Source organism: Duganella guangzhouensis (assembly GCF_009674535.1).
Lineage (GTDB): Bacteria > Pseudomonadota > Gammaproteobacteria > Burkholderiales > Burkholderiaceae_D > Rugamonas > Rugamonas guangzhouensis.
In genome coordinates this window covers 50,058-74,371 of sequence record NZ_WKJK01000016.1, presented here as the reverse complement: position 1 = coordinate 74,371, position 24,314 = coordinate 50,058, and the positions used below count along the sequence as shown (strand labels likewise).

Annotated in this window: 25 protein-coding genes, 1 tRNA gene and 1 pseudogene; 16 read left to right on the top strand and 11 right to left on the bottom strand. The window is 62.7% G+C overall.

Annotated elements, in window-relative coordinates:
- Nucleotides 1-6: 6 nt before the first annotated feature.
- The 3 genes from GJ699_RS25515 to GJ699_RS25505 are packed head-to-tail and all read left to right on the top strand — an operon-like array spanning nt 7 to nt 4,160.
- Entirely contained in the window at nt 7-2,262 is a 2,256-nt protein-coding gene (locus GJ699_RS25515; protein ID WP_154381851.1) for a putative bifunctional diguanylate cyclase/phosphodiesterase, read from the top strand.
- 9 nt (nt 2,263-2,271) lie between these two features.
- Nucleotides 2,272-3,867, top strand: a complete 1,596-nt coding sequence (locus GJ699_RS25510) for an SEL1-like repeat protein (RefSeq protein WP_154381666.1) — start codon at nt 2,272-2,274, stop codon at nt 3,865-3,867.
- A 50-nt stretch (nt 3,868-3,917) separates the two neighbouring features.
- A complete protein-coding gene (locus tag GJ699_RS25505; RefSeq protein ID WP_154381664.1) occupies nt 3,918-4,160 on the top strand; it encodes a hypothetical protein in 243 nt (80 codons plus the stop codon).
- Here the strand turns inward: GJ699_RS25505 and GJ699_RS25500 are convergent.
- The 3 genes from GJ699_RS25500 to GJ699_RS25490 are packed head-to-tail and all read right to left on the bottom strand — an operon-like array spanning nt 4,148 to nt 5,391.
- Nucleotides 4,148-4,702: a DUF4865 family protein gene (locus GJ699_RS25500; RefSeq protein ID WP_154381662.1), complete on the bottom strand. Its 555-nt coding sequence runs from the start codon at nt 4,700-4,702 to the stop codon at nt 4,148-4,150. The two genes, GJ699_RS25505 and GJ699_RS25500, sit on opposite strands and share 13 nt — an antisense overlap.
- Nucleotides 4,699-5,091: a tautomerase family protein gene (locus GJ699_RS25495; protein WP_154381660.1), complete on the bottom strand. Its 393-nt coding sequence runs from the start codon at nt 5,089-5,091 to the stop codon at nt 4,699-4,701. The genes GJ699_RS25500 and GJ699_RS25495 overlap by 4 nt, the downstream gene beginning before the upstream one ends.
- 3 nt (nt 5,092-5,094) lie before the next feature.
- Nucleotides 5,095-5,391, bottom strand: a complete 297-nt coding sequence (locus tag GJ699_RS25490) for a carboxymuconolactone decarboxylase family protein (protein ID WP_154381658.1) — start codon at nt 5,389-5,391, stop codon at nt 5,095-5,097.
- A gap of 100 nt (nt 5,392-5,491) precedes the next feature.
- Between GJ699_RS25490 and GJ699_RS25485 the strand changes: the two genes are divergently transcribed.
- Nucleotides 5,492-6,490 (top strand): LysR substrate-binding domain-containing protein, encoded by a 999-nt coding sequence (locus GJ699_RS25485; protein WP_154381656.1) that lies wholly within the window; start codon nt 5,492-5,494, stop codon nt 6,488-6,490.
- Here GJ699_RS25485 and GJ699_RS25480 read toward each other — a convergent pair.
- The 3 genes from GJ699_RS25480 to GJ699_RS25470 form a co-directional block, all read right to left on the bottom strand.
- Nucleotides 6,474-8,060, bottom strand: a complete 1,587-nt coding sequence (locus GJ699_RS25480; RefSeq protein WP_154381654.1) for a tetratricopeptide repeat-containing glycosyltransferase family protein — start codon at nt 8,058-8,060, stop codon at nt 6,474-6,476. The genes GJ699_RS25485 and GJ699_RS25480 overlap by 17 nt on opposite strands.
- Nucleotides 8,061-8,063: 3 nt before the next feature.
- Nucleotides 8,064-9,290, bottom strand: coding sequence for a M28 family peptidase (locus GJ699_RS25475; RefSeq protein WP_154381652.1), 1,227 nt, complete (start codon nt 9,288-9,290; stop codon nt 8,064-8,066).
- Nucleotides 9,291-9,362: 72 nt separating this feature from the next.
- Complete coding sequence (locus GJ699_RS25470; protein WP_154381650.1) at nt 9,363-10,547, bottom strand: helix-turn-helix transcriptional regulator; 1,185 nt, start codon at nt 10,545-10,547, stop codon at nt 9,363-9,365.
- Nucleotides 10,548-10,698: 151 nt separating this feature from the next.
- Between GJ699_RS25470 and GJ699_RS25465 the strand changes: the two genes are divergently transcribed.
- The 4 genes from GJ699_RS25465 (at nt 10,699) to GJ699_RS25450 (ending at nt 11,855) form a co-directional block, all read left to right on the top strand.
- Nucleotides 10,699-10,956: a hypothetical protein gene (locus GJ699_RS25465; protein ID WP_154381648.1), complete on the top strand. Its 258-nt coding sequence runs from the start codon at nt 10,699-10,701 to the stop codon at nt 10,954-10,956.
- A gap of 9 nt (nt 10,957-10,965) precedes the next feature.
- Nucleotides 10,966-11,490 carry a hypothetical protein gene (locus GJ699_RS25460; RefSeq protein ID WP_154381646.1) on the top strand — a complete coding sequence of 175 codons (525 nt, stop codon included), beginning with the start codon at nt 10,966-10,968 and terminating at the stop codon, nt 11,488-11,490.
- A 26-nt stretch (nt 11,491-11,516) separates the two neighbouring features.
- On the top strand, nt 11,517-11,705 hold the full coding sequence (locus tag GJ699_RS25455; protein WP_154381644.1) for a hypothetical protein: 189 nt from the start codon (nt 11,517-11,519) through the stop codon (nt 11,703-11,705).
- Between the two features lie 76 nt (nt 11,706-11,781).
- Nucleotides 11,782-11,855 (top strand) — tRNA-Gly (locus GJ699_RS25450).
- Here GJ699_RS25450 and GJ699_RS25445 read toward each other — a convergent pair.
- From GJ699_RS25445 to GJ699_RS25435, 3 genes and pseudogenes are all read right to left on the bottom strand, one after another.
- Nucleotides 11,856-12,047 (bottom strand): annotated as a pseudogene (locus GJ699_RS25445) (type II toxin-antitoxin system RelE family toxin); the annotation flags it as partial.
- An 18-nt stretch (nt 12,048-12,065) separates the two neighbouring features.
- Entirely contained in the window at nt 12,066-12,317 is a 252-nt protein-coding gene (locus GJ699_RS25440; protein ID WP_154381640.1) for a type II toxin-antitoxin system Phd/YefM family antitoxin, read from the bottom strand.
- Between the two features lie 45 nt (nt 12,318-12,362).
- Nucleotides 12,363-12,809, bottom strand: a complete 447-nt coding sequence (locus GJ699_RS25435; protein WP_154381638.1) for a MarR family winged helix-turn-helix transcriptional regulator — start codon at nt 12,807-12,809, stop codon at nt 12,363-12,365.
- 137 nt (nt 12,810-12,946) lie between these two features.
- Between GJ699_RS25435 and GJ699_RS25430 the strand changes: the two genes are divergently transcribed.
- Genes GJ699_RS25430 through GJ699_RS25420 form a run of 3 tightly spaced genes read left to right on the top strand, consistent with a single transcriptional unit; the run spans nt 12,947 to nt 14,745 of the window.
- Nucleotides 12,947-13,354: an organic hydroperoxide resistance protein gene (locus GJ699_RS25430; RefSeq protein ID WP_154381636.1), complete on the top strand. Its 408-nt coding sequence runs from the start codon at nt 12,947-12,949 to the stop codon at nt 13,352-13,354.
- A gap of 21 nt (nt 13,355-13,375) precedes the next feature.
- The gene (locus tag GJ699_RS25425; RefSeq protein WP_154381634.1) at nt 13,376-13,753 is read left to right on the top strand and encodes a GFA family protein; all 378 of its coding nucleotides are present in this window, start codon (nt 13,376-13,378) and stop codon (nt 13,751-13,753) included.
- Complete coding sequence (locus tag GJ699_RS25420) at nt 13,753-14,745, top strand: alpha/beta fold hydrolase (RefSeq protein ID WP_154381632.1); 993 nt, start codon at nt 13,753-13,755, stop codon at nt 14,743-14,745. Before GJ699_RS25425 ends, GJ699_RS25420 begins: the two co-directional genes overlap by 1 nt.
- An 83-nt stretch (nt 14,746-14,828) precedes the next feature.
- On the opposite strand, the gene GJ699_RS25415 is transcribed toward GJ699_RS25420, so the two are convergent.
- The gene (locus GJ699_RS25415) at nt 14,829-15,725 is read right to left on the bottom strand and encodes a hypothetical protein (protein WP_154381630.1); all 897 of its coding nucleotides are present in this window, start codon (nt 15,723-15,725) and stop codon (nt 14,829-14,831) included.
- 111 nt (nt 15,726-15,836) lie between these two features.
- Here GJ699_RS25415 and GJ699_RS25410 point away from each other — a divergent pair, with 111 nt between their 5' ends.
- The gene (locus GJ699_RS25410; protein ID WP_154381628.1) at nt 15,837-16,979 is read left to right on the top strand and encodes an MFS transporter; all 1,143 of its coding nucleotides are present in this window, start codon (nt 15,837-15,839) and stop codon (nt 16,977-16,979) included.
- Here GJ699_RS25410 and GJ699_RS25405 read toward each other — a convergent pair.
- Nucleotides 16,976-18,547 (bottom strand): tryptophan halogenase family protein, encoded by a 1,572-nt coding sequence (locus GJ699_RS25405; protein WP_154381626.1) that lies wholly within the window; start codon nt 18,545-18,547, stop codon nt 16,976-16,978. The genes GJ699_RS25410 and GJ699_RS25405 overlap by 4 nt on opposite strands.
- A 241-nt stretch (nt 18,548-18,788) precedes the next feature.
- On the opposite strand from GJ699_RS25405, the gene GJ699_RS25400 reads away from it, so the two are divergent.
- From GJ699_RS25400 to torT, 4 genes are all read left to right on the top strand, one after another.
- On the top strand, nt 18,789-21,254 hold the full coding sequence (locus tag GJ699_RS25400; RefSeq protein ID WP_154381623.1) for a TonB-dependent receptor: 2,466 nt from the start codon (nt 18,789-18,791) through the stop codon (nt 21,252-21,254).
- Nucleotides 21,255-21,374: 120 nt separating this feature from the next.
- Nucleotides 21,375-22,301 (top strand): alpha/beta hydrolase, encoded by a 927-nt coding sequence (locus GJ699_RS25395; RefSeq protein WP_154381621.1) that lies wholly within the window; start codon nt 21,375-21,377, stop codon nt 22,299-22,301.
- Nucleotides 22,302-22,329: 28 nt separating this feature from the next.
- Nucleotides 22,330-23,142, top strand: a complete 813-nt coding sequence (locus GJ699_RS25390) for a substrate-binding periplasmic protein (RefSeq protein ID WP_195763646.1) — start codon at nt 22,330-22,332, stop codon at nt 23,140-23,142.
- On the top strand, nt 23,139-24,275 hold the full coding sequence (gene torT, locus GJ699_RS25385) for a TMAO reductase system periplasmic protein TorT (RefSeq protein WP_229262295.1): 1,137 nt from the start codon (nt 23,139-23,141) through the stop codon (nt 24,273-24,275). Before GJ699_RS25390 ends, torT begins: the two co-directional genes overlap by 4 nt.
- Nucleotides 24,276-24,314: the final 39 nt, after the last annotated feature.

The following is a 24,314-nucleotide window of genomic DNA, read 5'->3' as shown; positions in this document are numbered from 1 at the left end:
GCCATGATGAACCTGAACTCTTTCGACCTAGCCCCCGTCGAAGCCATGTCCTCCGATAACCGTCCGCGTTTGCTGCTGGTCGACGATGAACCGCGCTTGCTGTCATCGTTGTACGAGTTGCTGCGCGACCGCGATTACCATTTGGTGACCGCGACCTGCGGTAGCGAAGCACTGGCCCAACTGACCAAACTGAAATTCGATCTGATCCTGCTCGACCTGCGATTGCCGGACATGAGCGGACACGAGATCATGGATTACATCAACGCCCGGGAAATCGACGGCGACGTGATCGTGATGAGCGGCGATGTCGGCATCGAAGCCGCCATCGGTGCCCTGAAGCGCGGCGCCTACGATTATCTGCGCAAGCCGTACAGCCGCGAAGAGCTGCTGAAAACGGTGGAGAACGCGCTGCAGAAGCGCCGCCTGGCGATCGACAACGAGCGCATCGCCTCCAAGCTGGAAAACTCGGAGAAGATGTATCGCTACCTGGTCGACTCGTCGCCGGACATCATCTACACCTTGAACCACGAGGGCAAGTTCACGTTTGTGAACGACCGCGTGCAGCAGCTGCTGGGCTTTACCCGCGAAGAGCTGATCGGCCGCCACTACTCGTTGCTGGTGCATGACGAGGACCAGGAGCGCGCGCGCTACGCCTTCAACGAGCGCCGCGTCGACGAACGCGCCTCGCGCAACGTCGAGCTGCGCCTGAAGTGCAATACCGGCGGCGGCATCGAGCGTACCTTCAACAACACGCTGATGACGATCTCGCTGAACGCCATCGGCATGCACATTCCCGACCATGAGGTGAAGACGCGCGAGTTCTTCGGCACCTATGGTGTGGCGCGTGATATCACCGACCGCAAGCGCGCCGAGGAAGTGATTTCGTATCAGGCTTACCACGACATCCTGACCGATCTGCCGAACCGCATGCTGTTCAAGGACCGTCTGGGCCTGGCCGTGATTCAAGCCAAGCGCAAACTGACCGAGCTGGCGGTGATGTTTGTCGATCTGGATCGCTTCAAACTGGTCAACGACACGCTGGGCCACGTCAAGGGCGACGAGCTGCTGCAACAGGCGGCGCAACGCCTCAAGGATTGTCTGCGCCGCGGCGACACGCTGGCGCGTCAGGGCGGCGATGAGTTCACCATCGTGCTGCCGGAGCTGCGTGACCGCCAGGATGCCAAGGCCATCGCCGACAAATTCCTCGAAAGCCTGCAACGGCCGTTTGACCTGGATGGCCATCAGGTGCATATCTCCGCCTCGATTGGTATCGCCATCTATCCGGGCGACGGCGAGACCATCGACGAACTGCTGCGCCATGCGGACATCGCCATGTATCAGGTGAAGGCGCTGGGCAAGAATGGCCACAGCTTCTATCACAACTCGATGCTGGATGTGTCCCACCAGAAGATCGCGCTGGAACAGGCGCTGCGCAAGGCGCTGGAACTGAACGAACTGGAAATGTACTACCAGCCGCAGGTCGACGTGGCCACCGGCCGCATCATCGGCGCCGAGGGGCTGATGCGCTGGAACCATCCGCAGCGCGGCTTGCTGTCGGCCGGCGAGTTCCTGCCGTTCGCGGAAGACAATGGCCTGATGCTGCCGATTTCGGATTGGATGCTGGGCGCGCTGTGCCGCGATCTGCTGCAGTGGAACGCGGCCGGCGGCGATGCGATTCGCTTGTCGCTGAACCTGTCGCCGCAATATCTGGACCGTGGCGATTTCTTCGAGAAGATGCGCGGCGCGTTGACGCGCTATGGCATTTCGCCGGCGCAGATCGAAGTCGAGATCACCGAGAACATCTGCATCCGCAATCCGCAGTATGCGATCGAACAGCTGAACAAGTTGTGCCAGCTGGGCGTGTCGGTGGCGATCGACGATTTCGGCACCGGTTACTCGTCGCTGGCGTATCTGCACCGCTTCCCGATTCACACGATTAAAATCGACCAGTCCTTCGTCAAGGAGATCCACGATGAGAACGGCCACTATCCGGTGATTTTGGCGATCATCTCGATCGCGCGCGGCCTCGGGCTGCACCTGGTGGCGGAAGGGGTGGAAACCGATGTGCAGGCGCGCTATCTGGAGGCCAACGGCTGCACCACCATGCAGGGTTATCTGTACCATCGTCCGATTTCGCTGGCCAGTTTTATCGACGTGCTGCAGGAGCAGAACCGGCGCCTGTCGTCGGTGACCGTGCTGCACGCGGTGTCCAACGTGGTCGAACATGAACACCAGCCGGCCATGGTGGCAATCCAAGCCTGATAAGAGAGCATGACGAAATACGGTCCCAACGAAGCCGACGCAAATAGCGGCAGCACTTATACCGCCGAGTTCTTGCGCGTCAAGGGACTGGCCGAGCGTGGCGTGGCCAATGCCCAGCATAGTCTGGGCTTCATGTATTTCAACGGTCAGGGCGTGACCCAAAGTTATGAGCTGGCGGTGATCTGGTATCGTCAGGCCGCGCAATCGGGGCTGGAGCACGCGCAGTACAACCTGGGCGTGATGTATCAGAAGGGCCAGGGCGTCGAGCAGAATTTCGAAGAGGCGGCGGCGTGGTATCGCAAGGCGGCGGAGCAGGGTTATGCGGCCGCGCAGTACAACCTGGGCTGGCTGTACGCCAAGGGCCAGGGTGTGCCCAACGATACGCAGGAAGCCATGCACTGGTTCAGCAGGGCGGCCGAACAGGGCGACGCCGGCGCGCAGAACAATCTGGGCATGATGTACGACACCGGCAAGGGCGTGCCGCAGGACTTCAAGCAGGCCATCTTCTGGTATCGCAAGGCGGCTGAGCAAGGCTATGCGCGCGCTCAGTTCAACCTCGGTCTGCGCTATGACAACGGGCAGGGCGTGCCGCAGGATGTGGGGCAGGCGTTGTCGTGGTATCGCAAGGCGGCCGATCAGGGCTATGCGCCGGCGCAGTTCAATCTGGGGCTGCGCTTCGACAAGGGCGATGGCATCGCGCAGGATTCGCAGAAGGCCATCCTGTGGTATCGGCGCGCGGCGGAGCAGGATCATGCCAGCTCGCAGTTCAATCTGGGCCTGATCTACGATAACGGCCAGGGCGTGCCGCGCGATGAGCAGAAGGCGCTGGACTGGTATCGCAAGGCGGCCGAGCAGGGACACGCGGCGGCGCAGAATAACCTCGGCCTGCGTTACGACCATGGCCAGGGTGTGGAGCAGGATTACGAACAGGCGCAGTTCTGGTATCGCAAGGCGGCCGAGCAGGGCTTCCCCGGCGCGCAATATCATCTGGGATTGCTGTACGACGCCGGTCATGGCGTGGTGATTGATCATCAGGAAGCCATCTTCTGGTACCGCAAGGCGGCCGATCAGGGACATTTGCGGGCGCAGTTCGACCTCGGTCTGCGTTACGAAACGGGACGCGGCGTGCCGCGCGACTATCGCAAGGCGATGGGCTGGTACCGCCGCGCCGCCGAGCAGGATTATGCGGCGGCCCAGTATGCGCTTGGTCTGTTGTTCGATAACGACGAAGGTCCGCAGCCGGATGTGATGCAAGCCAATCACTGGTACGGCAAGGCGGCGGAGCAGGGCCACACCCAGGCGCAGTTCGCGTTGGGTCTGCGCTACGACAATGGCCAGGGCGTGCCGCGTAATTACGAGCAGGCGCACCACTGGTATCTGCAGGCGGCGTCGCAGGGCCACGCGCGCGCGCAGTTCAATCTGGGCCTGATGTATTTGACCGGGCAGGGCGTGCGCGCCGATGTCAGCCAGGCGTGGATGTGGCTGACCATGGCCGAACGGGCCGGCTTCAACGCCGCGCTGCGTTATTTGAAAACCGCCGCCGGCCGCATGGACCCCTCACAGCTGGCGCAAGCGCGGGCGCGTATGGAAGTGCTTCCAGGTTGATGCGCTTCGGTGATATTATCAAATCATCAAATACACATCAGGGGAAATTCATGAACAAGATGTTGAGCATGGCCGCTGTGTTGGCGGTCGCCGTTGGCCTGTCCGCCTGTGCCACGCCGGAACCGGCGGCAGACCAGCAGTTGGCCGGGGTGGCGCCGTCGTCCAAACTGAACGCGAGCAGCATCACCGGCAGCCGCATTCCGAGCAAGAAGACCGACCAGGCGGTGCAGGCGATCGACGGCAAGGAATACGAGCGCACCATGCGCAACCTGGCCAACCCTTACGAAAAATAAGCCGGCGCCGAGACGTGACCGACCTGGAAGTGGCGTTCCGCCACTTCCACCACTTCAGCCGCCGGCCGTTCGCGCCACAGGCATAGCCGCGTGATGGTCCACGTCACCGGTTCAAATCCCACCACCACCGCCAGCGCGCCGCGCTCCAGCATGCGCTGCGCATACGCTTCTTCCCGTTCCCTCAACTGAGCCAGTGCGCTGTATGGCGCGATGCTGGTGCTGCTGCACGTGGCGTGACGCGCGCTGCGTACCTCGTCGCCGACGGTGGCGTGCCATGGTGTCCAGGTACGCACCGACGGCCAGCCGAAAGCGCGCGCGACACCATCAAATGCCGGGCCGTTGAGGAAGGCGTGCATGGCCTGCTCATCGCGCCATAGGTAGAACGGTGCGTAGCTGCGCTCCGGCTCCTCCGCGTGCAGATAGGCTTTGAAGACCAGGCCGGGCAGCTTTTCCAACGCCGGGCCTTTTGTGGCGATGCGATCGCGGATGATGGCCATGTCGTAATCGTGCGGCAGCACAAAGCTGTACTGCATGGAGATCATGCTTGCACTCCCAGCGAGGCGGCGGGGCGGCCGCCACCGAACGACCAGTCATCACCCTGCGACGAGGAGATCACGATCATCACATCATCCGGCGCTACGCCTGGTGATTCGGCCAGTAGCGCGACCAGACGGCGGTAAAAGGCCAGCTTCACTTCCGTGCTGCGCGGCTTGCCGGTGGTGATGGCGATGACGATGAAGTCATCCGAGCGCTCGCCCTCGTAGTGGCGGTCAAACATCATCTCGTACGGTTCGTGCTGGTGGATCAGCTGGAAGCGGTCGTTCTTCGGCACGTTGAAGGCTTCTTCCATCGCGCGTTGCAGGCTGTCGCCCACGGCGCGCAGGTAGTCGGGCGATTTCCCCTTCAGCAGGGAGATGCGGCTTATCGGCATGATTCATTCCTCCATTTGTTTGAGCAGATTGACGGCGGAAGCCGCGCTCGGCCAGCCGGCGTAGAACGCCAGATGTGTGATCAGTTCCGCCAGTTCTTCCCGCGATACGCCGTTGTCGCGGGCGCGCCGCAGATGAAACGGCAGCTGTTCCAGCCGATACAGCGCCACCAGCGCAGACACCGTGGCCAGGCTGCGCTCGCGCGGCGACAGGCCGGGGCGCTGCCACACATCGCCGAACAACACCTGGTCGGTCAGTTCCGCCAGCTTTGGGGCGACGGTTTCCATTCCGTGTACTGTCATCTTGATGCTCCGTGTTGGTTGACAGGCTTACGATACCGTCCTATCTTGATTCTGAAAATCGGGAATATTTTGATCAACAGTTCGATAAAGCGGGATGGTTATGCGACGTATCACCTTTGACCTCGATGTGTTGCGTACCTTCGTCACCGGCGTCGACATGGGCAGCTTTGCCAAAGCGGCGGACCGGCTGGGGCGCTCCACCTCGGCCGTCAGCGCGCAGCTGAAAAAACTGGAGGACCAACTGGGCATGCCGGTGTTGCGCAAGGAAGGGCGCGGCATGGTGACCACGCCGGCCGGCGAATCGTTGCTGGGCTATGCACGCCGGCTGCTGGAGCTGAACGACGAAGCGGCCAGCGCGTTGCGCGGTGCCGAACTGGCGGGCAGCGTGCGGCTCGGCATCCAGCAGGATTTTGGTGAACAGATGTTGACCGAGGTGCTGGGGCGCTTCACCCGCGTCCATCCGCAAGTGCGCATCGAAGCGCGGGTGGCGCGCAATTCGGAATTGATGGAGCAGCTGGGCGGTGGCCGGCTGGATCTTGCGCTGGCCTGGGACAACGGCGTCGCCGCGCCGCAGGCGGTGGACGTCGGCCGCCTGTCGATGCGCTGGATCGGCCCCGCCGACGTCGGTGCCGGCCGCAGCGCCACACAGCTGCTGGCGCTGGCCGGCGCCGCGAGCGAATCGCTACCGCAGGCCGCCGCCGCGCCGGGCGCATCCGGCTTTGCCGGCTCAGCGCAATCCCCCATCGACTACGCGCAGGAACCGCTGCCGTTGGTGATGATGGACGCGCCCTGCATCATGCGCAGCGCCGCCACCCGCGCGCTGGACCAGGCGGGCATCCCATGGCGCATCGCGTTCAGCAGTCCAGGCTTGTCGAGCGTGTGGGCGGCGGTGGCGGCGGGGCTGGGCGTAACGGTGCGCACCAGCGCCGGCCTGCCACCCGCACTGCGCGTGCTGGACGCCCCCGACTTGCCGCCGCTGCCGCAAGTCGGCCTGCGTCTGCACCGCGCCGAAACCGCGCTATCGCCCCCGGCACAGCGCCTGCACGACATCGTGCTGGAAGCCCTGCGCGCACAACCGGGACTTACTGGCCGGGGGTGAACTGCACCAGCGCCGCAGCCACGCGCTGCAGCACCTCATCCCAGTCGCCAGCGCGCTGCTGGCGGAACAGCCGCATGGTGGGATACCACGGACTATCCTCGCGCCCCAGCATCCAGCGCCAGTCGGGCGCATAGGGCAGCAGCAGCCAGACCGGCTTGCCCATGGCGCCGGCCAGGTGCGCAATCGAAGTATCAACGCAAATCACCAGATCCAGCTGTGCCACCAACGCGGCGGTTTCAGCGAAGTCAGTTTGCTCTGCCGCGTAGCTGCGTATTGCCGGCTCGCGTGCCAGCAGCACGCGGTCGACCGCCGACAAGTCGCGCTGCAGGGCGATGAAGTCGCAACCGGTGTTCAGCAGACGGCGCATCGCCAGCAGCGGCAGCGAACGCGCCGCATCGTTGTCATGTTTTGGATTGCCAGCCCACGCCAGCCCGACACGCGGCGCCCCGCCAGCTGCGGCACCGAGCCTCGCCCGCCATTGCGCCACGCGCGCCGGATCGGCCTGCACATAGGGCGCGCCGGCAGGAATGGTGTCCAGACTGGTGCCAAACGCCAGCGGTAAACTCATCAACGGCATGCGGAAGTCATGCGACGGCAGCGGCTCGCCGTCCCCGATCACGGTGACGCCTGGCCAGCCCGCCGCACCAGACATGCCGGCCATCGCGGCCAGCAGCGGCACGAGCGCCGGCTGCACACGCAAGATCACACACGCACCTTGTGCGATCAGCAGCGGCACGTAGCGTGCCATGTGCAGCGTATCGCCCAGCCCCTGTTCCGCATGTACCAGCAGCGTCTTGCCTTGCAGAGGCGCGTCACCCAGCCACACCGGCTGCGTGTACTGCTGCGCGATGCTCTGATACGCCGGCTTGCGCCAGCGCCATTCGTATTGTTGGAAGCCTGCTTGCAGATCGCCGGCCAGCAGGCGACAGGCGCTCTGGCCGAAATGCGCATCGACCATATCCGGCTGCCGCACCAGCGCCGCATCGTAGCTGCGCATCGCTTCCTCAAGACGGTTTTGCAGCTGCAGCGCATTGCCCTGGTTGTACAGAGCCAGCGCGAAGCCAGGCTGCAGTTGCAGCGCACGCTGAAGACAGAGCAGCGCTTCATCGAGCCGACGCAGTTCGATCAGCGCGTAACCCATGCCATTCCACGCCGTGGCATCGCCGTCATTCAGGCGCAATGCGCGCTCCAGCAAAGGCAACGCCTCCGCCGGCCGTTTCAAATCCGCCGACAGCAGCGTGGCGCCATTGTTCAACGCCAGCGCGTTGTCGGGCTCCAGATGCAATGCCTGCTGAATGGCCAGCAGCGCCTCCTGCAAGCGTCCCTGCTTCTGCAGTACCGCCGACAGATGCACATGCGCCGCCGCCGCGTCAGGACGAACGCGCAGTGCCTGCGTAATCAGCCGATGCGCCGTCGCCAGATCACCCGTCTGAAACGAGTACACGCCCAGCATGTGCAACGCATCGAAATGCTGCGGCTCGGCGCGGATGATTTGCAGGTACAGAGCCGCCGCGGCATCCAGCTCGCCGCGCGCGTGCAGATCGATGGCCCGTGCCAGCAAATCGTCCATCGCTTACTTCTTGACGCGCACGCCGGCCAGCTGCGCCACACCGGCCAGCGTGGTCTGCGCCGCATTCAGGCCAAGCAGGAAATCCTTGTCCGAATAATTCGCAAACAAATCGGTGGGCTGATGCCAGTGCGGATTCCAGCCCGACCCGATCTGCTGCCCGCGCTCATTCTCGCGCAGCGAAATCGACGGCACCAGATCCATGAATGGCGTCGAATCGGTATTCGTCATGTGGAAACCAACAGCGGCCGGGTAATTGGTCGCATACTTATCGTTGGCGGAACGGAAGGCCCATGCCAGCTTGGCCGAACCCTCGGCCTGCTTCGACACCGACTGATACTCGATATTCACGTCCGCCTCCAGACGCTGCTCCGGCGGCGACACATAAGTAGTCTTGCCATCCTTGTCCACCTGCGGAATCGGCATGCCATGGTCATACATCATCATGTCATGCTGGATCATGCCCAACCACTTCGGCTCCGGATACTTGCCCGAACCCTTGGGCGACTCGATACCCTGCAAATCCTTGCGCTGCTCGACGTAAGCGGCGGCGCCGTGCAGGCCGGTCTCCTCGTTATTCCACAGGATGAAGCGGATCGAACGATCCGTCTCCACGCCCGGCATGCTGAAGATACGCGCCAACTCCATCACCAGCGCGGTACCAGAACCGTCATCGTTGGCCGCCTCACCGAAACCGATACCGTCCATGTGCGCGCTGACGATATACATCTCCTCCGGATGCTTGCTGCCGATTTTGGTGCAGTAGACGTTCTCGCGCAGCGACGTGCCGACCGGCGTCTGCTCCGCATTCAACGCGCGCAGGCGTTCGTCGGGCTGGCGCAGCGGATCACTGTTGACGCCAGTCGGAATGCGGTTGCCGAACAGCGTGCTGCCGCCTTGTCCCGGCGGGCCGCCAGCGCCGCCGCTAGGAATGCCGGGCGCGCGCTTGGGCGATGGCGTGCCCGGTGCCGCTTGCGTGTATTGATACTGCAGGCGTTCGGTATTGGAGCAGCCGTAGGACTTGAGCTGGGCCTCGATCCAGTCCAACGCCTGACGGTTGCGCTCCGTACCCTGGCGGCGATCGCCGAACTTGGTCAGGCTCTTGATGGTGGCCTTGTACCGATCCAGCTCCAGCTGTTTGACTAGCGTGGAGACCGGATCATCGATCGACTGGGCCGAGGCCAGCGGCGCGGCAAACGCCAGCGCAACGCTCAGGGCTACAACTGCTTTCATGGGGCATCCTTTGTTGTTATTCGAGGCCCGGTCATTCTGCATCAGTTATTCGGTTTAGATCAATAGTGAATGCTACTCTTTGAATTTGCCCAACACGGCAGGCCCGGTCAGCACGATACGCACCAGATCCGATTGTCGCGTGACGCCGATCTTTGCGGCAGCCGCTCTCACTTGGGTACGGATGGTATTCAGAGACAGCTGCCGCTTGTCCGCGTATTCCTGCAATGTGCAGCCGTTGACCAGTGCTTCGGTCAGACGCGCCTCCGCTTCCGTCAATTGATAAAGCTTGCACAGGGTAGCGCTCAGGCTGCGAGGCTCGGCTGCCGAGTCGGTCAGGAACACCGCAGCCGTTCCATTGACACCGAATGGCGAGGACCACGAGGGCAGCGGTGTAACCAGGATCTGCAGATAACTACGATCTGAACGCAGGATGCGCATGGAGCCGCCGGCGTCCACCTGAGGCATTTTGCCCGCGCCGATGCCGCAGGCGCGCTGCAGAATTTTTTGCAGCTGAGCGTTGTCAGCGGATCGCAAGCAAGACAATCGTCGGTTGGGGATGCAGGTCAGCAGAAGGCTGCTGTCGATCATCGCCAAGGCGCGACGTGTGGCGTGAAGAACCTGACCTTGTGCGTCCAGCAGAATCACGCCGCAGAACATGCGCTCAAGCGCTTCGGTAGCGGACTCGGAAAGCACCTTCAATTGATGCAGCCGTCGGTGGAGCGCAATCGCGGATTGGAAATGTGGCATTAGTTCGCGCATCATGGCCAGCTCCGCTTGTGTGTAGGGGCCGGCGCGCTCCGCGCGTACCAGCGTCACATTCACAGAGCGGCTGTTGCGCTTTTCGACTACCGCCGCCGTGCTGTAGAAGATTTCCTGCGGCCTTAGCCAATCTCCCCAGTATTCCGTCTTCTTTACTCTGTTGTCGGGGAACAGGTGCGAACTCACAACGACCTGGCCTTCGTTGTGCAGCGTCTCGTCCTGGAGCCAGATATTGTGTTCCGAGTAGTAGGCGGAGAAGGTTTCGAGCGCCGCAGGATCAAAACCATGGTTCACGAAAAAACCATCTCCCGGCAGTGCAATGTCCGCCTGCTTATGCGCAAAATCATTCGCCCAGATGATGCTGCCGTGGGAATTCAAACGCTGAGCCAGCTCTGTGAGAAAAACTCCCCATTGCCCCGGGTCGAGCGCTGAATCATAGATCTTCGCTACGAATTGTGAAAAGTCTGGACCATAAGCAGGGAACATGATGGCGTTCACATAGGTGATGGTGTCAATAATATAACACCACGTCTTGAGCTCAACGACGCCTTTATTGTCATCATTGTTTTGGATGATGTGATTTTGCTACGCAGGTTTTAGCCTCCTGATGACGCGATTTGCGTTCTATCTTATTTACAGGAGAGGAAGCATGAAAACGAAATCCGCTGTGGCAGTGGCGATCTTTTTTGCCGGCATTTGTACCGCCGCCCTGGCCGGTGAAAAAGTGGAGGGCAATGGTTGGACCAAGGAGTCCGCTGCACGTGCCGCCGAGGCGCGTGCGAGGGAGCGGTCGCGTGAGAAGGGAACCTGCGGGATCACCCATGCCCGACTACACGAGTGCATCCAGGAAAAGGATGGGACGTGGACCTGTTTTGCCTGGTCGGACAACGAGGGTTCCTGCCGTTGATGCCCGGCCATGAGAACCATTAATCGATTCAAAGTTCTTCTGGGCTTTAGCGTGGCGCTGACCGGATGTGCTGATTTTGCCGAGGGAATGCAGCGCGGCATGGCCAGTCAACAAGAATACCGGGACCGCGAAGCTGATCCTTTCGGCGCTTACCTTGCAGACTTGCCCATGTCGCCGGCCAAAATCAAGCAGCTGCCCGCGCCGGAGTTTTACCGATGCACTGGCGAGGGGCGTTCACTCGATTATGCATTCTATCGGGGTGAGTGGTATCACAAAGGCTGGCGTGAGGGGGAGTGGACGGTTCTGGGGTGTAATCAGGGGAACAGGCGTAGCGTTGCCTTCTTGTCCTATGCCAGCTCCACCTGTGGCGACAACGGGCGCAAATTCTGGAACATCACCACCATCACATCACGCGATGGCTTCACGATTTCAGAAGCGGAGCTGGACAGAAAAACCCTTGTTTACAGCACCAAGTACACGTTCGGTGGCAGCACCAGACACTTGCGTGCCACGTGCAAGCAAATTGAGATGTAGTCCAACCATATTAAACGGAGCTTGATATGAAAACTTCTTTTCTCCTTTGCGGGGTTGTCGGGGTGCTGACTGGTTGTGCGTCAGCAGGTGAGTTCATCGGCCGGGCGGCGGTGGAGCTTCCTCACGCGACGGATACCTTGCAACGCGAGCTGCAGCAGAATGGCACGCAGCAGCAGCGCTCGTCGGCAGACGTCCGTCTGCCAGGCGTTCGCTGAACTATCCCGGCGCTTCGAATTCTGTGCGACGACATCATTGCCAACAGCAGTGAAACGCGCATAGAATGCGAGGCATGCGGGTGTAGTTCAATGGTAGAACGGCAGCTTCCCAAGCTTCATACGAGGGTTCGATTCCCTTCACCCGCTCCATTAAGTATTTCTCTCCAGCGCCTTGATATAGGCTGCGTTCCTCTTACGTTTGCCTGCGGCCAGCACGTGGACTGTAATGGTGTCGTCTATGACCTTATACACCAACCGATAACCCAGCTTGGCCAGTTTGATCTTGTAGAGGTCTTCGTCGCCGCGCATCCGCGACTTTGGAACACGGGGCTGCACCAGACGCTCCTTGAGCTTCCGAGGTTATAGCTCATCCAAGGTGACCCTGATAGGTTTTTTGCCGTCAGCCATCCGTGCCCGGGCGATTTTGACGAGTTCCTGATCTTCCAGCAGTTCGTGGATTTTGGCCCAGGCTTCGGCGGAAAGCAGGTAGCCTACCGGCTTGTTCCTGTTCAAGATGGCCACCGGCTGGCCACCGGCAGCTTCCAGTACTGCAGTGGGATTGGCCTTCAGTTCACTAATCCCAACCGACGCTGGCGCGAGTATGGTGTCCATGAGAGCCGTCCCGTAGTCTTTTAAAAGACCTTATAGTACACCCGCTCAGCCCTTGCCCGGCGCTGCCTTCACCAGGTTGTTGCGCAGTTTGACTACGGCTTTTTGCAGCACGGCGAATTCTTCCGGCGTCAGGCCGGTGGCGTCGCGCAGGTTCATGGACAGCGCGCTTTCGCGCAGGGCGCGGCCTTCCGCCGTCAGGCCGACGCGGACGATGCGCTCGTCTCCGGTGTCGCGCGCGCGGTGCACATAACCCATCGCTTCCAGCTTTTTCAGAATCGGCGTCAGCGTGTTCGATTCCAGATACAGCTTTTCGCCCAGCCCGCTCACGGTCTGGTTGTCTTCTTCCCACAGCGCGATGATGGTGATGTATTGGGTATACGTCAGCCCCAGCTTGTCCAGGATGGGTTTGTAGGCCTTGCCATAGGCCAGGTTGGTGGAATACACCGCGAAGCACAGGAAATCGGCCAGTTGCGGTTTGTTCGGTTTGTTCATGATGTGTCCTCCTATGTCTTAAGTATATATCGGATACGATTTAATCGAAAGTGCTTGACACGCAAAAAAGCCGGGTCTAATATGCAACGCATGCGCTTCAATCGAATGCGATACAAATCCAACCCAAGGAGAAAATCATGAGCAAAGTTCTGTACACCGGCAAAACCCACACCACCGGCGGCCGCGAAGGCGCTGCCCGCAGCAGCGATGGCCGTCTGGACATCCAACTGTCGTCGCCCGGCAGCACCGGCCAGGGCACCAATCCGGAGCAGCTGTTTGCCGCCGGCTGGTCGGCCTGCTTCATCGGCGCCATGGGCCTGGTGGCGGGCAAGTCGAAAGTCACGCTGCCGGCCGATCTGTCTGTGGACGCTGAAGTCGATCTGAAAAACGACGACAGCGGCTTCTTCCTGGCCGCGCGTCTGAATGTGAGCCTGCCGGGTCTGGACGCCGCCACCGCCCGTGCTATCGTCGACGGTGCCCACCAGGCCTGCCCGTACTCCAAGCTGACCCGCAACAACATCGATGTTGAAATCAATCTGATCTAAACAAAGAGAGGAGAGCGCATCATGTCCCACGATCTGCACCACGGTTCCTGCCACTGCGGCGCCGTTCAGTTTGAAGTGCGCACCGTGCTGGCGCCGGCCGCGCGTTGCAACTGCAGTCTGTGCCGCCGCAAGGGCGCGCTGATGTCGCCGCTGTTCCCGGCCGCCCAGCTGACGATCACCAAGGGCGAGGATGCGCTCACTCTGTACCAGTTCAACACCCGCACCGCCAAGCATTACTTCTGCAAGCATTGCGGGATTTATCCCTTCCATCAAACGCGCAAGGATCCACTGCAGTGGCGCGTGAATATCGGCTGCCTCGATGGCGTCGACCCTTACTCTTTCGAAGCCGGCGTCAATGACGGCGCCAGCCTTTCTACCGTTATCCTGGAGGATGCATAATGAAAACCGTTCAACGTCAAGTCGTCGCCGCCACCGCTTTCGCTTTCGCCGCTTTGTTCGGCGCCAGCGCCCACGCACAGACCGCGATCCCGCCCACTTTCAAGACCATCAAGCAAATCGATGCCGGCGACCTGAATGTCGGCTATGTGGATGAAGGCCCGGTCAACGGTCCGGTGGTGATTCTGCTGCACGGCTGGCCGTATGACATCAACAGCTTCGTCGACGTGGTGCCGAAGCTGACCGCGCAAGGCTACCGTGTGATCGTGCCGCATCTGCGCGGTTACGGCAGCACCACCTTCCGCGATCCGCAGGCACGCCGCAACGGCGAGCCGGCCGCGCTGGCGGCGGACGTGGTGGCGCTGATGGACGCGCTGAAGATCGATAAAGCCACGCTGGCCGGTTACGACTGGGGCGCACGCACCGCCGATATCGTGGCCGCGCTGTGGCCGCAGCGGGTGAAAGGTCTGGTGTCGGTCAGCGGTTATCTGATCGGCAGCCAGGAGGCGGGCAAGCAACCGTTGCCGCCGGCCGCTGAACTGCAGTGGTGGTACCAGTTCTACTTCGCCACCGAGCGTGGCGCGGCGGGCTACGAAAAGAACCACAAGGACTTCGCCAAATTGATCTGGAAGCTGGCGTCGCCGGAATGGCGCTTCGATGATGCGACTTATGCGCGCAGCGCGGTGTCGCTGGATAATCCGGACCATGCTGCGGTCACGATCTCCAACTACCGCTGGCGCCTGGGCCTGGAGCAGAGCGAGGCGAAATACGCGGGGCTGGAAGACAAGCTGGCGCAGTTCCCGTCGATCAGCGTGCCGACCATCACGATGGAGGGCGACGCCAACGGCGCGCCGCATCCGGAACCCGCCGCCTACGCCAAACGCTTCACCGGCAAGTACAAGCATGAGCTGATCAGCGGCGGCGTCGGTCACAACCTGCCGCAGGAAGCGCCGGAGGCGTTTGCGAAGGCTGTGATCGAGGTGAATCAGCTTTAACGTATCAGCGCGATCAGGATGATGATCGGGATCGGTACGCCGAGCAGCCACAGTAAGATGGAACGCATGTTGTTCTCCTTGTGTTAGATGGTGACGCGTGCATGGTCGCGGTTGCGGCCACCCACGATGGCGGTGACGGCGGCCACGAAGGCGCCCAGCAGCAGGGCGGCGAACATCCACAGTGCCGAATGGGCCGCCGCCTGGCGTGCCTGTTCGGCGGCCGCTTGTGCCTTGGCCTTGGCTTCGCTGGCGGCCTGCGTGGCCTGGGTGTAGATCTGGTCCACGCGCTGTTCGGCGTCGGCCTGGCTGATGCCGGTGCGTTTGGCGATCAGCTGGGCGAGGTAGGTGCGGTCTTCGCCGCTGATCTTGCCGGCCGCCAGATCGGTCAGCAGGATGCGGTTGACTTCCGAGCGCTGCGCATCGGTGGCGGCGTCGCCATCGGGGGCGCGCAGGATCAGGTCCGCGAAGTAGCTATTACCGCGCGGGCCGGTCGCGGTGCTGGCGCTGGCGCCAGCGGCGGCTGCGGCCGGGGCGACGGCGTTGGCCACGGCGGCACCGGTGTCGATGGCGCCACTCAGCGCGGCGCGTGCGCCGCCGGCCAGTATCGCTACCGTCACCAGCGTCGCCACCGCCCAGGCCAGCAGGCCGTGCGCGGTGTCGCGGAAGTAGACTTCATCACCATGGACGCGCGCCCATTTCACGCGCAGCCGTCCCGCCATATAGCCGCCGATGCCGGCCGCCGCCAGCTGGGTGAAGGCGATCCAGCCGACACTGGCCGGTCCGAGTGGCGTGGCGTTGTACTGATACGGCGACACCGCCGACAAGCCCAGGCCCAGACCCAGTATCAGCAGGATGAAGGACAGCGCGGCGGCAGCGGCGGCGCCGGCCAGGATCGCGCCCCAGGAGACGCCGGAAGCGTAGCCATCGCCGTCGGGCGCGGTGGCGACGGCGATGCCGGCATTGAGAGGTTGTGTTTGCATGATGACTCCTTATTGTTGGTGTAGGCATCATGCGCTGCCGCGTGCCGGCGGTATGTTCGTGCTCCAACATATCCGTCTATACTGTGCGCCTCTTCCACATGAGGCAAACGCATGAACAAGGTCGGTCCACTCCAGCGCTTATCCACCCGCCTGGCGTTTCTCGCTTCCGGCCTGGCGATGGCGACCTGGGCGCCGCTGGTGCCGTTTGCCAAGCAGCGGCTGGCGATGAGCGAGGCGGAACTGGGCCTAGTGCTGCTGTGCCTTGGCGGTGGTTCGATGGTGGCGATGCCGCTGACCGGCATGTGGACCGCGCGTTTCGGCTGCCGGCTGGTGGTGCTGATCTCCGGCGCGCTGACCTGTCTGTTCGTGCCGGGACTGGCGTTCGCGCCGACGCCGCTGCTGTTGGGCGCCACGCTGTTTGCGGTCGGCGCGTCGATCGGCACGCTGGATGTGGGCATGAATGTGCAGGCGGTGATCGTTGAGCGTGAGAGTGGCGGTTCGCTGATGTCCGGCTTCCATGGCCTGTTCAGCGTTGGTGGTTTTATTGGCGCCGGCTTGATGGCGCTGATGCTGTGGTTGGGCGTGTCGCCTACCGTCTCGGCCACGGTGGTGGCGGCGCTGGTGGCGTTGTCGCTGATCGTGGCGGCGCCGCATCTGCTGCGCGAGCCGGATGCGGCGGAGCGCGATGCGCCGCTATTCGTGGTGCCGCATGGCGCGGTGATCTTGATCGGCGCCTTGTGCTTTCTGTGCTTCCTGGCCGAGGGCGCGGTGCTGGATTGGAGCGCGCTGCTGCTGACCGTCGATCAGGGCCTGGATGCCAGCCGTGGCGGTCTTGGTTACGCGGCGTTTGCGATTGCGATGACGCTGGGGCGCCTGACCGGCGATCGCGTGGTGCGCGGCTTGGGTGGCAAGCGCGTGCTGCTATTGGGTGGCTTGTGTGGCGCGGCTGGATTCTTCCTGTCGGTGCTGGCGCCGACGGTGCCGCTGGCGCTGGTGGGCTTTGTGCTGATCGGGCTGGGGGCGTCGAACGTGGTGCCGATATTGTTCACGGCGGCCGGCAACCAGGCCGTCATGCCGGCCAGCCTGGCGATTGCGGCGGTGACGTCGCTGGGTTATCTGGGCATTCTGGCCGGGCCGGCGCTGATCGGTTTTGTCGCGCATGCATCGAGCCTGAGCCTGGCCTTCGGTGCGCTGGGCGGTTTCATGCTGCTGATCGCCGCCAGCGCAAGGTTGGGCGGCGTTCGCAAAGCCTAGGCCAGCTTGCCGCCGGCACGCTGCACCAGCAGCTCCACCATGGCGCGGTGGTCGGGCAGGTCGGCCAGCGCGCGCTGCGACATCTGTGCGATCATGGCGAACTCCTTGCGCGCTTCCTCCATGCGCGGCAGCGTTTTGCTGTTGCCGTACAAATCGGTCGGATACTCCATCCCGTACAGCACATACTGCCAGCTCGATGGCGGATACATCTCGTAATCGACCACGAAGTCCATGCGGTGCGGCGCGCGCTTGCGCCACATCGCCAGCTTGTCCTGCAGCGTCTCCGGCACGCTCGCCATATCCGCGTTATCGATCCAGAACTGATGATCCTTGCGCTGCGTGAGACAGTAGTGCAGCTTGACGAAATCGACGATGCGCTCGTAACGCGCCTTCATCATCTCGTTATAAACCCGTGCCACCGGTTCGAAATCGCCATCGTGCGGGAACAGATAGCTGACCAGATAAGCCGCCGTTTCAATCAGGCCGATACCGGACGATTCCAGCGGCTCCAGGAAGCCGCCCGACAAACCTACCGCCACGCAGTTCTTCACCCAGTGCTGCTCGCGATAGCCGACATTGAGCTTGAGCTGGCGCGGCGTCAGTCCATCGGCCGACTTGCCGATGTAACCGCGCAGGACTTCTTCCGCGCGCGTGTCGTCGGTATGGCGGCTCGAATACACATAGCCGATGCCGCGCCGCTGATGCAGGCCGATATCCCAGGTCCATCCCGCTTCATGCGCGGTGGCGATGGTGTAGGAGGGAATCGGCGCGTCGGCGCGCTCATACGGTACCTGCATCGCCAGCGCGCGGTCGACGAACAGCACGTCGTTGATGTTGCGGAAGCGCGTACCCAGCGCCTCGCCGATCAACGCCGCGCGGAAGCCGGTGCAGTCGATGTACAGGTCGGCCGTCAGCACGCCGGCTTCCACCGTGTGCACCGCGCCGATCGCGCCTTCCTCGTCCAGCGCCACCCGCTCCACCGTGGCCTGCACATGCTGCACGCCCAGCGATTTGGCGTGGGTGCAGAGCAGGGCGGCGAACTTGCCGGCGTCGAAGTGATAGGCGTAGTTCAGTGGTCCCATGAAGTCGCTGTCCGCAGCGCGCTTGGGCGCGTGCGAGGCGTCGGCCACGCGCTTCTGCATGGTGGTGGCGGCCGCAAAGGCCACGCCGGGGCCGGCCGCACCCTGCAGCCAGTAGGGCAGCAGTTCCGGTCCGCCGGGGCGCTGGCTGGGCAGGCTGAAGGGATGGAAGTAATGGTCGGCACCGGCCGCTCCCGGTTCGCGTACCCAGTGGTTGAAGCGGATGCCCTGCTTGAAAGTGCCATTGCATTCGCGGATGAAGCGCGCCTCGTCGATGCCGATGGTGGCCAGCGTGCCGCGAATCGACGGGAAAGTGCCTTCGCCGACGCCGATGATGCCGATGTCCTTCGATTCCACCAGTGTGACGCGCACCGCGCCATCGGCGCCGGTGCCCAGTTGTTTGGCTAAAAAGCAGGCGGTCAGCCAACCGGCGGTGCCGCCGCCAACGATCAACACTTGCTTCACGCCATGCTTTGGTAACGTTTTCATAGCCTTTGGGTCTCCTGTGCGCCGCACCGTTGCCCGAGCGCAAATCGCCCTGAAACAACGCTGCAACAATTTTTAAATTGACATCTCCGATTTGAATTATGTACCATGAAATCGATTTCACAAATAAAGAAAACGATTTCAGTGAAAATGAAAACGTTTTCAGTTAACATGAAATCGTTTTCCACGATAAATGGTAGCACCGCCCCATCCCCCCGGCGATCGCTACGCAAAAGGAGACTTGATGAACGTCCACGTACCGCAGTCCGGCAAGCGCCTGCTGTCCCCGATCCAATTGGCCATTCTCGCCCTGATGGCCGGCACCAACGTAGCTTATGCCGCGGAAGCGGCCGATGCACAGGCGGCTCAGGCCGCGACCGTCGCCGAGCAGGCGGCACCCGCAGCAGCCGCAACCAACAGCGGCCAGATCACCGAAGTGTATGTCACCGCGACCAAGCGTACGACCTCGCTGCAGAAAACCCCGGTGGCGGTGACCGCGCTGAATGCGGCCGCGCTGGACGACAATCATGTACAAACCATCCAGGACGTGGTGAACCTGGTGCCGGGCTTCTCGGCCACCGGCCAGGGCGACCATGGCGTCATCACCATGACCATGCGCGGCATCGGCAATGACTCGGCCAAAACCGAGTACGCCGACCCGGAAGTGGCCACCTTCGTCGACGGCATTTACTCGCCGCGTCCGGAAGGCGCCACCGCGCTGCTGTTCGATCTGGAAGCGATCGAGGTGCTGCGCGGCCCGCAAGGCACGCTGTGGGGCCGTAACTCCACCGTCGGCGCGGTCAACATGCAGACCGTGAAGCCTGAAATCGGCAGCAACGCGGGCAACTTCGAGCTGGGCTACGGCAACTACACCCGCCTGGGCGCGCGCGGCGCGTTCAATATTCCGCTGAGCCCAACCATGGCAATGCGGGTGTCGGTGGTGCATGAACAGCACGACGGCTATGTCGACTATCAGGCGCCGGTGATTCCATCGCTGGCCGCGCAGCAGGCCGCCGCCGCGCCGGTGATCGCCGCCTGGAACGCGGCCCATCCGGGCAGCCCGATCGCGTTTCAGCCGCTCAACCCGAATCTGTACGTGCGCAACGGCCAGAAGTACAACGCCCAGGATCAGAGCGCGGCGCGCCTGAGCTTCCTGTGGCAGCCATCGGCCGACCTGAAGTGGAATATCTCGTACGAGCACTACATCGATCGCGGCACCCCGAACATGAACCTGCTGCAGAACCAGCGCGCGGGTCAGGACTTCTGGTCGGCGCTGATCGACACCGCGCCTAACGTCAACCGCGATTCCAACTCGGTGCGCAGCCGCGTCGACTGGCAGATCAACAACGATATCGCCCTGGCCTACATCGCCGGTTACTCGCGCTTCAACGGTTCGTCGACCTTCGACCAGGATGGCGGCGCCAATCCGGCCACCAGCTACACCACCGCCACCAGCTCGGCCAGCTCCGGCTACCAGGCGAACAACACGGTATGGTCCAAGTACAAGAACTACAGCCATGAACTGGAAATCATGTCGACCGGCAAACGCGACGTCGACTGGCTGCTGGGTCTGTACTATGCCAACGAAGACAACGGCATTCGTTTCGATATCCCGATCATGAACGGCACCGAGCAGGGCACCGTCAGCTGGCAGGGCGCCTTCATTCAGCCAAAAGAAACCGTGGATTCGAGCGCGGCCTTCGGCCAGGCAACCTGGAATCTGGCGGACGCCTGGCACCTGACCGGCGGCTTCCGTTACACCTCGGACAAGCGCAAGAACATCGGCGGTACCGCCAGCACCCTGGCCGCCGATGGCCCGCAAGTGCCGCTGAGCCCAGCGATCGATCCGCTGTCGCCATCGTCGGGCTTCACCGTCTATCAGCATAACGATGGCGAATACACCGGCCACAAGCTGACCGGCTTGGCGCGGGTCAGCTACGACATCGACAAAAACAATATGGTGTTCGCGTCGATCTCGACCGGCTACAAGTCCGGTGGCCTGCAGGACGGCGGCCGTCCATATGGCGCGGAGACCTTGACCAACTACGAAATCGGCTCCAAGTCGACCTTCCTGGGCGGCAAAGTGCGTATGAATAACTCGGCCTACTACGAGAAGTTCAAGGACTTCCAGTTCAGCGCACCGATCACCAACGCTGACGGCACCCGCGGCCTGGCCACCAACAATGCCGAAGGCGCGAACGTCTGGGGCCTGGAAACCGAGATCGCCGCCAAGATCACGCCGGCTGACCGCGTGCAGTTCACCGCCGCCTACACCCATGCCACGCTGAAGCACCTGGTCGGCGGCAGCAACGACTACAAGCTGCCGGTCTGCCCGCTGGACCCTAGCATCACCTGCCTGGACGTGAGCGGTAACACCATGCCGCACACGCCGAAGTTCAGCGCGCAGCTGCAGTACCAGCACAGCTTCGAGCTGGCCGAAGGCACGCTGATCCCGCGCATCAGCACCCACTACGAAACCGCCAGCTGGCTGAGCGTGTTCAATCTGGGAGATCCGGACCGCCAGAAAGCCTATAACCGTACCGACATCGGCCTGCGCTACGACGCCCAGTCCAAGTGGTACTTCGACGCCTTCGTCCGCAACGTCGAAGACGGCAAGATCAAGACCAGCGCCATGAACGCCAACGGTCCGTGGCAAGCGCAGTACCTGCCGCCACGCACCTTCGGCATCAACGTCGGCCGCTCGTTCTAAGCAAAGAGTTTTTCATGTAGTCCAGTGTTGTCTGTGGTTTTACCGCCCCTCGCGCCTCCCCGGCCGAGGGGCTTTTTTTTATGCGATACTGATAGCCGTGTGATTTGCCTTGAGGTGTAGATGCCTGTCCTGAGTGCTGTCCTTGCCGCCGCCCTGGTTGCCACGCCGCCTTGCGTGGAGCCGCCCGCCGATCCATCCAATACCTACGATGTGCCGCATACTTACGAGAAGCTGGTGCGCGAATTTCCCTTTATTCAAATCGCCAGCGATGCGCTGCCGGACGGCGTGACCAAGCTGGCCGACCAGGTGTATGCGCAGTACGGTGCGCGCTGTCTGAAGCTGGATGCGTATCTGCCGGCCGGCGAGCGCTTGCCGGTGGTGGTCTTTGTGCATGGCGGCGGCTGGAAGGCGGGCTTCCGTTCGGAGTTCGTGCCGATGGCGCTGCGGCTGACGCAGCGCGGTTATGCGGCGGTGACGGTCAGCTATCGGCTGTCCGGTGAAGCACCGTATCCGGCGGCGGTGCAGGATGTGCAGCAGGCGGTGCGCTGGGTGCGCGCGCATGCGCGGCAGTTGCATATCGATCCGCAGCGCATCGTGCTGGCCGGCGGTTCGGCCGGTGGCCAGATCGCGGCGCTGGCCGGCGTCACCGGCAAGGATGGCGCCGAGGTGCAGGCCATCATCAATATCGATGGTCTGTCCGATTTCACCAGCGAGCTGGCGCTCAAGTATGAGGATGATCCGAAAAAGAATCCGTCGTCGGCCGGCGCCTGGTTCGGCGGCCGTTATGCCGATCAGCCGGCGCGCTGGCGTGAGGCGTCGCCGATCCGCTACGTGCGCGCCGGCATGCCGCCGATACTGTTCATCGGCAGCGCGCAGCCGCGCTTCTCGGCCGGGCGCGAACAGATGATGGCGCAGATGACGCAGCTGGGCGTGGCCAGCGACAAGCTGCTGCTGCCCGATACGCCGCATTCGTTCTGGCTGTTCGATCCCTGGCTGCAGCCGACGGTGGAGGCCAGCGTGGCATTCCTGCGTCGGCAATTGCCCTAGCCCATGCTAGTATGAAGCCACTATGCGCGTGACCACTCCTCTCTTGCTGGCATTGATCCTGGCGCTGGGCGCCGGTGTGTCGCAGCCGGTGCGCGCGGTGGAGCGGTTGGCGGTGGGTGCCAGTTTCAGTCATATTTTTGAGCAGGGCGCCGATGGCCAGTGGCAGGGGCTGGGCGTGGATGTGGTGCGCGCGCTGGCGGCGCGGGCCGGCGATACAGTGCGCTTCAAACTGTATCCGTGGCCGCGCGCGCAGGCGATGGTGGAGGCGGCGCAGGCCGATATTCTGGTCGGCCCCTACAAGTCGCCGGAGCGGCTGGCGCGCTTCAGTTTTCTGGATCATCCGTTTTACCGCGACCGCATGATTTTCTATGCGCGCCGCGATACGCAAATCAACTGGCAGGGCGAGCTGGCGATGCTGAAGCAGCGCCGCATCGGCGCCGTGCGCGGCTGGCATTACGGCCCGCAGTTCGAGCAGGCGCGCCCGCAGCTGGATATCAGCGAAGTGCCGCAACTGGAAAACGGTCTGCAGATGCTGAACCTGGGCCGGGTCGATCTGCTGGCCACCAATGAACGCAATACCACGCAACTGGTCGAGAGCCTGCACCTGGGCGATACGCTGACCGTGCTGTGCCCCGATATTACACAGCTGGATGGCTATCTGGCCTTCCCGCGCAGTTCCAAATTTGCCGCAGTGCGCGCGCGTTACAATGATTTGTTCAACGCGATGGTGCGCTCGGGCGAGCTGGCCCGGCTGGGCGCGCGCAATGGCGTGCTGGTGCCGCTGGGCGATGGCGCGCCACGCACCGGCGCCTGCGGCGATCTACATAAGGTGCAACGATGAAGACGATTTCCCTGTCACTGCTGGCGGCATGCAGTCTGGCGATGGCGATGATGCCGGCGCTGGCCGAGCAGCCGGCCAGGTTTGCGCCGATCCCGGTCACCTCGATCTACCGCCCGCTGCAGCCGAACGGCACCGCCGACGATGCGCTGGCCAGCGGCCGCCTGGTGCACGGGCAGTACGCACCGGCGCTCCACGCCAGCAAGCGCTGGCGCATCGCTTTCCTGTTCCCGCATCTGAAAGATCCGTACTGGAGCGGCGTGGCGTATGGCGTCATCAGCGAGGCACGTCGGCTGGGCGTGGTGGCCGACATCCTGCCTGCCAGCGGCTACGACGATCTGCAGGGCCAGTTGCACAAGATGGATGAAGCCATCGCCGCCAAATACGACGCCATCGTGATTTCGCCGATCAGCCTGACGGCCAACAATCCGTCCATCGTGCGGGCGCGCGCGGCCGGCATTCCGGTGCTGGAACTGGCTAACGATAGCCGCAGCGACGAGTTGCACCTCAAGATCACCACCTCGCTGCGCGCGATGGGCATGGAGGCGACGCGCTGGGCCATCCGCGACGCCCAGCAACGTGGCCTGAAGTCGATCAACATCGCGTTGCTGCCGGGGCCGATGGGCGCTGGCTGGGTCAAGGGCGAAGTGGATGGCACGCGTATCGCGTCGCAGGAGGCGCCGATCGAAGTCAATATTCTGGACATCCGCTACGGCGACAGCGAACGCGGCCTGCAGGCGCAGCTGGCCAAGGCGATCCTGGTCAAGCATGGCAAGCGGCTGGATTATCTGATTGGCTGCACCGGCTGCGCGCCGGCGGCATTGGAGCCGCTGAAGGCGTCCGGTCTGGGCGACCACATCCGCGTGGTGGCCTATGACCTGACCGGCGAAATCGCTCACCTGATCCGCAACAAGGAAATCTACGCGGCGGCCGACACCAAGGGCGTGAGCCAGGCGCGGGTGGCAGTCAACGCCGCCGTCAACTTGCTGGAGGGCCGCAACAAGGAGCAGCCGCACACCATCCTGGTCAAGCTGGGCATGCTGGATCAGCAGAACTGGAGCAGCTATCCTTTTGATACCTCGATTGCGCCGGAAGGCTACAAGGTCCAGCTCTCATATGACCCGGCAAAAGAATGAGGGCTACCGTACGCGCACGCGAACCCATCTTGCGTTACT

Coding starts and splice junctions, on each gene's coding strand:
- GJ699_RS25495 (WP_154381660.1), bottom strand. CDS start 5,091: ATGCCGATAAGCCGCATCTCCCTGCTGAAGGGGAAATCGCCCGACTAC.
- GJ699_RS25475 (WP_154381652.1), bottom strand. CDS start 9,290: ATGAAAGCAGTTGTAGCCCTGAGCGTTGCGCTGGCGTTTGCCGCGCCG.
- GJ699_RS25405 (WP_154381626.1), bottom strand. CDS start 18,547: ATGAAAACGTTACCAAAGCATGGCGTGAAGCAAGTGTTGATCGTTGGC.
- GJ699_RS25490 (WP_154381658.1), bottom strand. CDS start 5,391: ATGACAGTACACGGAATGGAAACCGTCGCCCCAAAGCTGGCGGAACTG.
- GJ699_RS25415 (WP_154381630.1), bottom strand. CDS start 15,725: ATGCAAACACAACCTCTCAATGCCGGCATCGCCGTCGCCACCGCGCCC.
- GJ699_RS25395 (WP_154381621.1), top strand. CDS start 21,375: ATGCCTGTCCTGAGTGCTGTCCTTGCCGCCGCCCTGGTTGCCACGCCG.
- GJ699_RS25460 (WP_154381646.1), top strand. CDS start 10,966: ATGAGAACCATTAATCGATTCAAAGTTCTTCTGGGCTTTAGCGTGGCG.
- GJ699_RS25465 (WP_154381648.1), top strand. CDS start 10,699: ATGAAAACGAAATCCGCTGTGGCAGTGGCGATCTTTTTTGCCGGCATT.
- GJ699_RS25485 (WP_154381656.1), top strand. CDS start 5,492: ATGCGACGTATCACCTTTGACCTCGATGTGTTGCGTACCTTCGTCACC.
- GJ699_RS25400 (WP_154381623.1), top strand. CDS start 18,789: ATGAACGTCCACGTACCGCAGTCCGGCAAGCGCCTGCTGTCCCCGATC.
- GJ699_RS25440 (WP_154381640.1), bottom strand. CDS start 12,317: ATGGACACCATACTCGCGCCAGCGTCGGTTGGGATTAGTGAACTGAAG.
- torT (WP_229262295.1), top strand. CDS start 23,139: ATGAAGACGATTTCCCTGTCACTGCTGGCGGCATGCAGTCTGGCGATG.
- GJ699_RS25410 (WP_154381628.1), top strand. CDS start 15,837: ATGAACAAGGTCGGTCCACTCCAGCGCTTATCCACCCGCCTGGCGTTT.
- GJ699_RS25430 (WP_154381636.1), top strand. CDS start 12,947: ATGAGCAAAGTTCTGTACACCGGCAAAACCCACACCACCGGCGGCCGC.
- GJ699_RS25425 (WP_154381634.1), top strand. CDS start 13,376: ATGTCCCACGATCTGCACCACGGTTCCTGCCACTGCGGCGCCGTTCAG.
- GJ699_RS25500 (WP_154381662.1), bottom strand. CDS start 4,702: ATGATCTCCATGCAGTACAGCTTTGTGCTGCCGCACGATTACGACATG.
- GJ699_RS25420 (WP_154381632.1), top strand. CDS start 13,753: ATGAAAACCGTTCAACGTCAAGTCGTCGCCGCCACCGCTTTCGCTTTC.
- GJ699_RS25455 (WP_154381644.1), top strand. CDS start 11,517: ATGAAAACTTCTTTTCTCCTTTGCGGGGTTGTCGGGGTGCTGACTGGT.
- GJ699_RS25505 (WP_154381664.1), top strand. CDS start 3,918: ATGAACAAGATGTTGAGCATGGCCGCTGTGTTGGCGGTCGCCGTTGGC.
- GJ699_RS25510 (WP_154381666.1), top strand. CDS start 2,272: ATGACGAAATACGGTCCCAACGAAGCCGACGCAAATAGCGGCAGCACT.
- GJ699_RS25515 (WP_154381851.1), top strand. CDS start 7: ATGAACCTGAACTCTTTCGACCTAGCCCCCGTCGAAGCCATGTCCTCC.
- GJ699_RS25480 (WP_154381654.1), bottom strand. CDS start 8,060: ATGGACGATTTGCTGGCACGGGCCATCGATCTGCACGCGCGCGGCGAG.
- GJ699_RS25435 (WP_154381638.1), bottom strand. CDS start 12,809: ATGAACAAACCGAACAAACCGCAACTGGCCGATTTCCTGTGCTTCGCG.